This window comes from Pseudomonas khorasanensis (assembly GCF_014268505.2).
GTDB lineage: Bacteria > Pseudomonadota > Gammaproteobacteria > Pseudomonadales > Pseudomonadaceae > Aquipseudomonas > Aquipseudomonas khorasanensis.
On sequence record NZ_JABWQP020000024.1, the window covers coordinates 1 to 10,833 of the forward strand.

Here is a 10,833-nt window from a genome sequence, read left to right on the forward strand (position 1 = left end):
TTTAACAAGCAAGATCAAAAGATCGCAGCCTCGCTTCACTCGACAGCTCCTACACAGCTTCTACACAGCGCCTACAGGCCAATGCGGTTATGGGACCGGGGTTGCGCCGAGCGCCTCAACAATCTGATGCAACCCCGGCGAATCCCCCTCAATCCGCACCCTCAGCCCTTCGATCTCGCGCCGCACCGGATACTGCTTGCGCAACACGTCAAACGCCGCACGCTGCTCAGCGACATTACCTACAAGACTTCGGCGAAAATCAGCATCGTCCCGGCGCGGGTCGTACACGCCTCGGCACAACATCGCCAGCGCCCAAGCGGGATCGCTGTCGCCGTGCAAGGAAACTTCCGACAGCCACGCCGCCGGTAACAGGTCACTGAGCTGGATATTTGCTGGCTGGCCAATGAAAGCGCAGTAAGCCTGGTAGATCTGCGCGGTTCCGCGCTGTTTGCCATCAAGGCTGTATCCGGCAATGTGTGGCGTGGCCAACACACAGAGTTCGGCCAGCGCGACATCGACTTCAGGTTCTTTTTCCCAGACGTCGAGCACCGCTTGCAGGTCTTCACGATCCAGCAGCACCTCACGCAGCGCCGCGTTGTCCACAACAGGGCCGCGCGCCGCGTTGACCAACCAGGCACCTTGCTTGAGTTGCCGCAAACGCGGCTGATCGAACAGATGCCACGTCGCGTCGGCGCCGCTACGGGTCAATGGCGTATGCAGGCTGATCACGTCGCACTGCTCGATGATCTGCTCAAGGCTCACATAATCGCCGCCCCCGACAGCTTGACGCGGCGGGTCGCAAACCTTCACGTTCCAGCCCAGGCCCTTCAAGACCGTGATCAAGCGTCCACCGACTTCTCCGGCACCGATGACACCGAATGTCCGCTGAGTCAGATCGACGCCCTCGATTTCGGCCAGTGTCATCAGGCTGCCTAATACGTAATCGACCACGCCACGCGCGTTACAGCCGGGAGCGCTCGACCAGGTAATACCGACCTCGTTGAAATACTCAAGATCGAGATGATCGGTGCCAATGGTGCAGGTACCCACAAAGCGCACCTTGCTGCCTTCCAGCAGCGCACGATTGACGTTGGTCACCGATCGCACCAGCAATACATCGGCCTGCTCGACCGTGGCACGGTCGATGGAACGGCCCGGCACCCGGCGAATTTCGCCGAAACCTGCAAAAAAAGCATCGAGCAGCGGAATATTTTCGTCGGCAACAATCAGCATGGCGGGCTCCTTGGGCGGATCGGCAGTTTAGGTGCAGACGCGTCGATCGGCCAGCAGGGTTTGCGCTTACAAATCCGCAACAGAGGATTTTTCCTGACTGCCACGTCAGCGGCGTAGAATGCGGCGCCTTGCGCATTAATACTTTTCGGACGCTTTGCTTGTGAACCCTGTAACTGATCAACCTGCCGCCGTTTCCCTGACCCGCCCTGCGCGGATTCGCCTGGAGTTCAAAACCCTGCTGGCCCTGGCCTTGCCGATCATCATTGCGCAACTGGCGACCACAGCCATGGGCTTTGTCGACGCGGTGATGGCTGGGCGCGTCGGGCCGAACGATCTGGCGGCGGTGGCACTGGGCAACTCGATCTGGGTGCCGGTATTTCTGTTGATGACCGGCACTCTGCTGGCTACTACCCCGAAAGTCGCCCAACGTTTCGGCGCTGGCAACCAAAGCGAAATCGGCCCGATCGTCCGACAGGCATTGTGGCTGGCGCTGGTGGTCGGTCTGATCGCCACTTCAATGCTGGTCGCCGCTGAACCGGTGCTTCACCTGATGAAGGTCGACCCCGAATTGATCGGCCCGTGCATGCAGTATTTGCACGGCATCGCCAGCGGACTGCCGGCGGTGGCGTTCTATCACGTGCTGCGCTGCTTCAGTGACGGCTTGGGCCGGACCCGACCGGCCATGGTCTTGGGCCTGTGCGGGCTGGCGCTGAACATTCCGCTGAATTACATCTTCATCTACGGCCACTTCGGCGTGCCGGCGATGGGCGGCGTCGGCTGCGGCTGGGCCACAGCGATCGTGATGTGGGTGATGGCGTTGGGTCTGGCCGGTTACGAACGCTGGGCACCGGCCTATCGTTCGAGCGAATTGTTCAGCCGCTTCGATTGGCCGCAATGGGCAGTGATCAAACGCCTGCTATCGATCGGATTGCCGATCGGCATTGCGGTGTTTGCCGAGTCGAGCATCTTCGCCGTGATCGCCCTGCTGATCGGTAGTCTCGGCGCCACCGTCGTCGCCGGGCATCAGATCGCGCTGAACGTCAGCTCGCTGGTGTTCATGATTCCCTATTCGCTGGGCATGGCGGTCACCGTGCGTGTCGGGCAGGCGCTGGGGCGCGAAGAACCGCGCGAGGCTCGTTTTGCCGCGGGTGTCGGCATGGGCACCGCGCTGGCCTACGCCTGCCTGTCGGCGAGCCTGATGTTATTGCTGCGCGAACCGATTGCGACGATTTATACCGCCGATCCGACGGTCATCCATATCGCGGCGATGCTGATTGTGTATTCGGCGCTGTTCCAGTTCTCCGATGCGATCCAGGTCACTGCCGCCGGCGCGCTGCGTGGCTATCAGGACACGCGGGTAACGATGATCCTGACCCTCTTCGCCTATTGGGGCATCGGTCTACCGGTCGGTTATGCCTTGGGCCTGACCGACTGGCTCGGTGAGCCACGCGGCCCGAGCGGCCTGTGGCAAGGCCTGATCGTCGGCTTGAGCTGCGCAGCGCTGATGCTGTCGATTCGTCTGATCCGCAGTGCGCGCAAGCGGATCCGTATCAGTCGTTCGGCGGGTTGATCCCCCATAAAAAAAGACCTGCATCAGCAGGTCTTTTTTTTGCCTTGAATCAGGACTTCTTGCGAATCCAGTACAGATAAGTACCGGCATCTTCTTCTTGGCAAACCAGCTCATGGTCGAGAAACACGCAGAACTTGGGGATATCGCGCTTGGTCGACGGATCGGTGGCGATCACCTTGAGCAGGCCGCCAGGCACCAGGTCGCGAATATGCTGGTGCAACATCATCACCGGCTCCGGGCAATTAAGGCCGGTGGCGTCGAGGGTGCCGTCAACCGGGGTGTTGATCATTTCACTCATGGTTCACTCCTGAAACTGGCCGGCATTGTCGCGCATTGCCGGGGATATCGTCCAACCCAAGCAGGCTGGCTCCTGCAAGAGCTGGCACTGTTTCAGCGGGATTTGGTTTTTTTGCTATCGTGTCGGCGTAAGTGACAAGTCACTTCTTCGCGATCGTGATACAGCTGCTTGCAGCCAATATCGACCTTGATCCCGCGTGCCTTGAAGCCATCGGCGATGCGCTCGAGCAGTCGCTTCACTTCGGCATAACGCTGTTTCATCGGCAGCTTGAGGTTGACCACCGCCTCACGGCAATGTCCTTCGCCGATCCACTCTTCTAGCATCGCCGCGTTGCGCGCCGGCTTCTCGACAATGTCGCACACCATCCAGTCCACCGGCTGTTTGGGTTTGAAGGTAAAACCGTCAGCCATCAAATGTTGAACCAGCCCCGTTTCCATCAGGCTTTCGGCCATCGGACCGTTGTCGATCGCCGTCACCAGCATGCCACGGTTGACCAGTTGCCAGGTCCAGCCGCCCGGCGCGGCGCCGAGGTCAACACCGGTCATATCGCTGTGCAGACGATCCTCCCATTGATCGCGCGGAATGAAGTGGTGCCAAGCTTCTTCCAGTTTCAGGGTCGAACGACTTGGCGCCTCGCGGGGGAACTTCAGACGCGGAATGCCCATCGGCCACATCGCCGAGTTACCGGCATCTGCCATGCCAAGAAATACTTCACGACCGCTTTTGAAGGTCAGCAACAAACGTGGTTTGCTTGGGTCGTCCACCAATTTACCAGCGGCGGTGAGCGCCTTTCGCAGCGGGCCTTCAAACTTCTTGCAGAAATTCGACAGTTCCTTGCCGTCGTTGGTATCGACCACTTCCAGCCACAAACTGCCGAATATCGGGAAATCCTCCATGTGGGCGAGGATCACACTGATGCGGTCGTTCTCCGGCAGATCGATAAACAAGCCGCGTGCCCACTGGCGCGGGAAGATCAGCTCGGCGAAACGCTGCCCGCGCATCAAACGTTCGGCGCCGCCTTCTTCAGTGCAGACAAACTCGGCACAGGCAGCAGCGGTTTTAGCCTTGGCGTAACCGGCGATATTGAGCCGGGCAGCGAGATCGGAAATTTCCGAGCAGACTTCGCCTTCGAAGCCGGGCCGGCAATGCATGAATAGGGTGTTCATTCTTACTCCTGGGCAGAAGGCGATCATTCGCCGTCTGCGCGATGCTCAAGCCTTGCGTTGCCGCAACGCCTGTCACGAAAACCGGCGCATGATAGCCGAAGTCGGAACCTTGGATCCGCCCATAGAGTCCAGTTATTAGCCAGCTACCCAAAACAGGGCTAGGTTTAATGCTCTGCCCGTCCCCTCAGTCCGTAGCCGTGCGGACTCAAAGGAGTGATCGTAATGCCGTCTCTCGATAGCCTGAATTCATTGAAAACGCTACAAATCGACGATAAGACCTACCACTATTTCAGCCTGCCGGAGGCCGCCAAAAGCTTGGGTGATCTCGACAAGCTGCCAATGTCGTTGAAGGTCCTGCTGGAAAACCTGTTGCGCTGGGAAGACGAAAAAACCGTCACTGGCGCCGACCTCAAGGCCATCGCCGCATGGCTCAAGGAGCGTCGCTCCGACCGCGAAATCCAGTACCGCCCTGCCCGCGTATTGATGCAGGATTTTACCGGCGTCCCCGCCGTGGTCGACCTTGCGGCCATGCGCGCGGCGATGGCCAAGGCCGGCGGTGACCCGCAGCGCATCAATCCGTTGTCGCCCGTGGACCTGGTGATTGACCACTCGGTGATGGTCGACAAATTCGGCAGTGCCAGTGCGTTTGAGCAGAACGTCGATATCGAAATGCAACGAAATGGCGAGCGATATGCCTTTCTGCGTTGGGGCCAGAGTGCATTTGATAACTTCAGCGTGGTACCTCCGGGCACCGGCATCTGCCACCAGGTCAACCTCGAATACCTTGGCCGCACGGTCTGGACCAAAGATGAAGACGGTCGCACCTACGCGTTCCCGGACACACTGGTCGGCACCGACTCCCACACGACTATGATCAACGGCCTCGGCGTGCTCGGCTGGGGTGTTGGCGGGATCGAAGCGGAAGCGGCGATGCTCGGGCAACCGGTGTCGATGCTGATTCCGGAAGTGATTGGGTTCAAACTCACCGGCAAACTCAAGGAGGGCATCACCGCCACCGACCTGGTGCTGACCGTGACGCAGATGCTGCGCAAGAAAGGTGTGGTCGGTAAATTCGTCGAATTCTATGGCGACGGCCTCGCCGACTTGCCGCTGGCCGACCGCGCGACCATCGCCAACATGGCCCCGGAATACGGCGCGACATGCGGTTTCTTCCCGGTCGATGAGGTGACGCTGGATTATTTGCGCCTGTCTGGCCGGCCGTCAGAAACGGTGAAACTGGTCGAAGCTTATACAAAGGCCCAAGGCCTGTGGCGCCTGCCAGGTCAGGAACCGGTATTTACTGACAGCTTGGCGCTGGACATGGACAGCGTCGAAGCCAGCCTGGCCGGGCCGAAACGACCACAGGACCGGGTCTCGCTGCCGAATGTCGCGCAAGCGTTCAGTGACTTCCTCAATCTGCAATTCAAACCCTCCACCAAAGAAGAAGGACGCCTGGAAAGTGAGGGAGGTGGCGGAGTAGCCATCGGCAACGCCGATCTGGTCGGCGAAGCTGAGTATGAATACGAGGGCAAGACTTATCGCCTGAAAAACGGTGCAGTGGTCATCGCCGCCATCACATCGTGCACTAATACTTCAAACCCGAGCGTGATGATGGCCGCCGGATTGCTGGCGAAAAAAGCCGTGGAAAAAGGCCTGACGCGCAAGCCGTGGGTCAAGAGCTCACTGGCGCCGGGCTCGAAAGTGGTCACCGATTACTACAAAGCTGCAGGGCTGACTCAATATCTTGATCAGCTCGGGTTTTCCCTGGTCGGCTATGGTTGCACCACCTGCATCGGCAACTCGGGGCCACTGCCGGAGCCGATCGAAAAAGCCATTCAGAAAGCCGATCTCACCGTCGCTTCGGTCCTGTCTGGCAACCGCAACTTCGAAGGCCGCGTGCACCCGCTGGTGAAAACCAACTGGCTGGCCTCGCCACCGCTGGTAGTCGCTTATGCCCTGGCCGGCACTGTGCGCACCGACATCAGCAGCGAACCTTTGGGAGAGGACCAACAAGGCAACCCGGTTTATCTGCGCGACATTTGGCCGAGCAGCCAGGAAATTGCCGAAGCGGTCAACCAGGTCAACACGGCGATGTTCCACAAGGAATACGCCGAAGTGTTCGCTGGCGATGAGCAATGGCAAGCCATCGAGGTGCCGCAGGCGGCCACTTACGTGTGGCAGGACGATTCGACCTACATTCAGCATCCACCTTTCTTCGAAGACATTTCCGGCCCGTTGCCGGAAGTGAAAAATGTCAAAGGCGCGCGCGTGCTGGCCTTGCTCGGAGATTCAGTCACCACCGACCACATCTCCCCCGCTGGCAATATCAAGGCTGACAGTCCCGCCGGGCGATATCTGCGCGAAAAAGGCGTCGAGCCGCACGACTTCAACTCTTACGGCTCGCGTCGCGGTAACCACGAAGTGATGATGCGCGGCACCTTCGCCAATATTCGTATCCGTAATGAAATGCTCGGAGGCGAGGAAGGTGGCAATACGATCTATATTCCCACCGGCGAGAGAATGGCGATCTATGACGCGGCGATGAAGTATCAGACGTCGGGAACGCCCTTGGTGGTGATCGCCGGCCAGGAATATGGCACCGGGTCGAGCCGTGACTGGGCGGCGAAAGGCACGAATCTGCTGGGTGTCAAAGCGGTGATTGCGGAAAGCTTCGAGCGCATTCACCGCTCGAACCTGGTCGGGATGGGTGTATTGCCGTTGCAGTTCAAGCTCGACCAGAATCGCAAAAGCCTCAACCTGAGTGGCAAGGAGACTTTTGAAATTCAGGGGCTGACTGGCGTAGAACTGACGCCGCGGATGAATCTGCCGCTGGTGATTACTCGTGAGGATGGCCGTCAGGAGAAAATCGAGGTGCTTTGCCGGATCGATACGTTGAACGAAGTTGAGTACTTCAAATCAGGCGGGATTCTGCACTATGTGTTGCGGCAGTTGATTGCGTCATAAAGCGCAAGGTTTTGTATGAGCTGTATCAGGCTGCGATCTTATGACTTTCGCTTGTAAAAGCAGGATCAAAGATCGCAGCCTGCGGCAGCGCCTACATACAGGCGAAAAAAAACCCGCCGAAGCGGGTTTTTCCCAAGACCATTATCGACTCCCTGTCGGCAGCAATCCTTGCAAATGGTCGATCGTCCATGATCCTGAAACACTCCCTGTGTCTCAGTTGATGCGTGTAGATTACCCAGTGGATCCAATTGGCAATAGTCGTAAAAGCTATCAGTGCGTGTAAGACATTCGCTATAGAAACACTTCCGAAAACCCTTAGCCGTGTCAGGCACCGCGGCTTTCACGGGCCTTGGCGCTTTCGGCGAGATAATGCTCAAGCCTGCTTAATTGCTCCTCCCAGCCTCGACTGTCCATGTAATACGCTTCTTTCTGGCGAATATCCGGAATGTGTGCAAAGCCGGATTCTGACACCTTGAGCAGCGTTCCTTCCTCGTAATCCGCCAGCGCGAATTTGACCAGGGTCGTGGGCTCCTGGGAGTAGTCGACCTTCGGGTTGACCGCATACGGATGCCAGCGGAACGAAAACAGCTGCTGTGGCTCGACCCGCTCGATCAGCACATTCCAGAGTACGTGTTCATAACCGGGATACGTGACCTGCCCCTGTGTCCATTCGCCGGCAATGAAACGCCGGCCCTCCAGCGCCACGCCGAACCACTGGCCAAACGCCTCGGCATCGACCAATGCGCGCCAGACATGAGAGCGCGATGCCTTGAGCGTGATCTTGCGTTCGAAACTGTTGGGTACTGGTTTCATACGTCACCTCCTGTTCTGAACACTAGGCTTGTATGACCACATGTCCAATGCGAAGTTGTATCGAAGCGGTACAGCCGCTGTTATCTGAAGGCAAGAGCGCTTGAGAGCGCAGACAAAACGCAGCTGCGCCACTCCTCTTTTTCAGAACTGGAACGAGTGCATGAAGGCGAAGAAATCGCGGCCACTGCGGATCGCTTGCTTGAAGCCTCACGGTTACATACTTAACAATCACTCCACTGTCTGCACTTCCATTCGATACAGCGAGAACCTCATGTCACCACGCCTTCTTCTGATGTTTACGCCCTTTATGTTTTCCTCCTTCGCGGATGCCGCCGTTGACTGCGCGAATGCCGTTGATCAGGCGACGATGAACCAATGCGCCGGAGAAGAATACAAAGCGGCCGACAAGGAATTGAACTCGGTGTACCAACAGATCGTCGGACGGTTGAAGGAAAACCCGGACGGTAAAAAGCTGTTGCTCAGTGCACAGAGGGCATGGATCGGATTTCGTGATGCCGAGTGCAAGTTTTCTGCATCGGGGGTCGCGGGAGGGAGTGTCTATCCATTGATTTACAGTGGCTGTCTGACGAGCGTGACCAAGGCGCGGGTCGAAGCGCTCAAACAATATTTGAAATGCGAGGAAGGTGACATGAGTTGCCCGGTGTCTGGGGCGTGATACAGCTTCCCGACACGGCTCAGCCTGCGTGAGCCTGTGCCGGGAAGTCGCTACACATTAGACGTGCGGATCCGTTGGCGCTTTGCTCGGCGCGGCATATTGCGGTTTGAGGTGGCCGTCCTGATCGAGTAACCAGGCATCCATGATCTGTCGTACCACCGGACCGGCGACCCGCCCACCGGCCTCACCGTTTTCGATCATTACCGAGATCGCTATTTTCGGATGCTCTGCCGGCGCAAATCCAACGAACAGGGCGTTGTCACGATGGCGTTCGAGGGTTTTCTCGCGGTTGTAGCGCTCACCCTGCTTGATTGCCACCACTTGCGCCGTACCACTTTTGCCCGCGATGCGGTATTGCGCCCCCGCAGCGGCCGCTCGGGCAATGCCGCGAGCATCGTGCATGACCATCTGCATACCGTGGTTGACCTGCTCCCAATCGCGCGGGTCTTTGAGCAGGATGTTTGGCATCGGGTGCTCGTCAATCGGTGCTACGCCATCGACCGACTTGGCCAGGTGTGGCCGATTCCATATCCCCTTGTTGGCGATCAGTGCGGTGGCCTGGGCCAGTTGCAGAGGTGTGACTTGCATGTAGCCTTGGCCTATCCCGAGAATGACCGTCTCGCCGGGGTACCAAGCCTGTCTCCGCGTCGCGCGCTTCCATGCTTGAGACGGCATCAGCCCAGGCGACTCTTCAAACATGTCCAACGAAACTTTCTCACCGAGACCGAACATCGCCATGTAGTCGTGCAGGCGATCGATACCGAGCTTGTGTGCCAAGTCGTAGAAGTAGGTGTCGTTGGAACGCATGATTGCTGCGTCCATGTTCACCCAGCCATCACCGCTGTGGTTCCAGTTACGGTACTTGTGATCAAAATCTGGAAGCTGGTAATAGCCAGGGTCGAATACGCGAGTCTGCGGGGTAACAACACCCGCATCCAGACCTGCGATGGCGACTTCCGGTTTGATGGTTGAGCCAGGCGCGTAAAGACCACGCAGAACCCGGTTGAACAGCGGCCGATCAATGGAATCGCGCAGTGCTGAATATTCCTTCGAACTGATGCCAGTGACGAACAGATTAGGATCGAAACTCGGGTTGCTGACCATGGTCAGCACTTCTCCGGTGGACGGGTCGAGAGCGACCACTGAACCACGACGGTCGCCCAAAGCTGCTTCTGCAGCTTCCTGCAGCTTCACGTCGAGGCTCAGGACGATATTTTTACCCGGCACCGGATCGGTGTGCTTGAGTACACGTAGCACGCGGCCCTGAGCATTTGTCTCGACCTCTTCGTAACCGACATGACCATGCAGCTGCGCCTCGTAGAATCGCTCGATGCCGGTTTTACCGATGGATTGCGTACCTCGGTATTCAACGGAATCCAGGGTTTTCGATTCCTTTTCATTAATTCGACCCACATAACCGATCGAATGAGCGAAGTGTGCGCCGAGGGGATAGTGGCGAACAAACTGTGGTTCGACATCAAGGCCTGGCAAGCGGAATTCGTTGACCGCCAATACGGCAATCTGCTCCTCCGTCAGCTCATAGAACAGCGTTACGGGCGTGAACGGATGTCGGGGTTGCTTCATCGCCTTGTCGAATACTTTGCGATCTTCGGCAGGAAGGCCCAGCAAGCTGATGACTTCGGCCAGTTCCTGATTGACGTTAGTTGCACGCTCACGAGTGATGGTCAAATTGTAGCTGGGGCGGTTGTCGGCCAGCAGCACGCCGTTGCGGTCGTAGATCAATCCGCGTGTTGGCGGGATCGGCAGGACATGGACACGGTTGTTTTCGGAGATGGTTGAGTGGTAGTCGAACTCCACCACTTGCAGGATATACAGGCGCACCACCAAGGCGCAGCTGATGGCGAAGACGAACAGAGCACAGGCAATCAACCGCTTGTTGACGAGTCGCGTTTCTTTTTCGTGGTCTTTGATCGGGATGGCTTCAGGCATTTCTACAGCAACTCTTGCACGTAAATGAGTACCGCGTCGTGGGCACGACATCGGTCCTTTGAAAACGAGCTGCACGATACCAAAAGTGGTCGCCCAGATCAGGCTGAATTTCCCGGACGGCGGGCAATGAGATGATTACTTCAAGGCTCAAAAAAACTTTTTT

General features: G+C 57.8%; 8 protein-coding genes. 3 read left to right on the forward strand and 5 right to left on the reverse strand.

The window, feature by feature from the left end; translation table 11 throughout:
• Positions 1 to 87: 87 nt before the first annotated feature.
• On the reverse strand, positions 88 to 1,233 hold the full coding sequence (gene pdxB / locus HU727_RS25265) for a 4-phosphoerythronate dehydrogenase PdxB (protein WP_186534425.1): 1,146 nt from the start codon (positions 1,231 to 1,233) through the stop codon (positions 88 to 90).
• Positions 1,234 to 1,393: 160 nt separating this feature from the next.
• Here pdxB and HU727_RS25270 point away from each other — a divergent pair, with 160 nt between their 5' ends.
• Positions 1,394 to 2,803 carry an MATE family efflux transporter gene (locus tag HU727_RS25270; protein ID WP_186534424.1) on the forward strand — a complete coding sequence of 470 codons (1,410 nt, stop codon included), beginning with the start codon at positions 1,394 to 1,396 and terminating at the stop codon, positions 2,801 to 2,803.
• A gap of 49 nt (positions 2,804 to 2,852) precedes the next feature.
• On the opposite strand, the gene tusA is transcribed toward HU727_RS25270, so the two are convergent.
• Positions 2,853 to 3,101, reverse strand: coding sequence for a sulfurtransferase TusA (gene tusA, locus HU727_RS25275; protein WP_186534423.1), 249 nt, complete (start codon positions 3,099 to 3,101; stop codon positions 2,853 to 2,855).
• Positions 3,102 to 3,193: 92 nt separating this feature from the next.
• Positions 3,194 to 4,267, reverse strand: a complete 1,074-nt coding sequence (rlmM, locus tag HU727_RS25280; RefSeq protein WP_186534422.1) for a 23S rRNA (cytidine(2498)-2'-O)-methyltransferase RlmM — start codon at positions 4,265 to 4,267, stop codon at positions 3,194 to 3,196.
• Positions 4,268 to 4,489: 222 nt separating this feature from the next.
• Here rlmM and acnA point away from each other — a divergent pair, with 222 nt between their 5' ends.
• Positions 4,490 to 7,231: an aconitate hydratase AcnA gene (gene acnA / locus HU727_RS25285; RefSeq protein WP_186534421.1), complete on the forward strand. Its 2,742-nt coding sequence runs from the start codon at positions 4,490 to 4,492 to the stop codon at positions 7,229 to 7,231.
• A 324-nt stretch (positions 7,232 to 7,555) separates the two neighbouring features.
• Here the strand turns inward: acnA and HU727_RS25290 are convergent, their stop codons facing one another.
• Positions 7,556 to 8,044 (reverse strand): SRPBCC family protein, encoded by a 489-nt coding sequence (locus tag HU727_RS25290; protein ID WP_186534420.1) that lies wholly within the window; start codon positions 8,042 to 8,044, stop codon positions 7,556 to 7,558.
• A 271-nt stretch (positions 8,045 to 8,315) separates the two neighbouring features.
• On the opposite strand from HU727_RS25290, the gene HU727_RS25295 reads away from it, so the two are divergent.
• Positions 8,316 to 8,720: a lysozyme inhibitor LprI family protein gene (locus HU727_RS25295; protein WP_186534426.1), complete on the forward strand. Its 405-nt coding sequence runs from the start codon at positions 8,316 to 8,318 to the stop codon at positions 8,718 to 8,720.
• A 57-nt stretch (positions 8,721 to 8,777) separates the two neighbouring features.
• Here the strand turns inward: HU727_RS25295 and mrdA are convergent, their stop codons facing one another.
• Positions 8,778 to 10,670, reverse strand: a complete 1,893-nt coding sequence (gene mrdA, locus HU727_RS25300; protein WP_186534419.1) for a penicillin-binding protein 2 — start codon at positions 10,668 to 10,670, stop codon at positions 8,778 to 8,780.
• Positions 10,671 to 10,833 lie beyond the last annotated feature (163 nt).

What these genes read in the sequence shown, in the direction of transcription:
- rlmM (WP_186534422.1), bottom strand. Translation starts at nt 4,267, where the DNA reads ATGAACACCCTATTCATGCATTGCCGGCCCGGCTTCGAAGGCGAAGTC.
- pdxB (WP_186534425.1), bottom strand. Translation starts at nt 1,233, where the DNA reads ATGCTGATTGTTGCCGACGAAAATATTCCGCTGCTCGATGCTTTTTTT.
- mrdA (WP_186534419.1), bottom strand. Translation starts at nt 10,670, where the DNA reads ATGCCTGAAGCCATCCCGATCAAAGACCACGAAAAAGAAACGCGACTC.
- acnA (WP_186534421.1), top strand. Translation starts at nt 4,490, where the DNA reads ATGCCGTCTCTCGATAGCCTGAATTCATTGAAAACGCTACAAATCGAC.
- HU727_RS25290 (WP_186534420.1), bottom strand. Translation starts at nt 8,044, where the DNA reads ATGAAACCAGTACCCAACAGTTTCGAACGCAAGATCACGCTCAAGGCA.
- HU727_RS25295 (WP_186534426.1), top strand. Translation starts at nt 8,316, where the DNA reads ATGTCACCACGCCTTCTTCTGATGTTTACGCCCTTTATGTTTTCCTCC.
- tusA (WP_186534423.1), bottom strand. Translation starts at nt 3,101, where the DNA reads ATGAGTGAAATGATCAACACCCCGGTTGACGGCACCCTCGACGCCACC.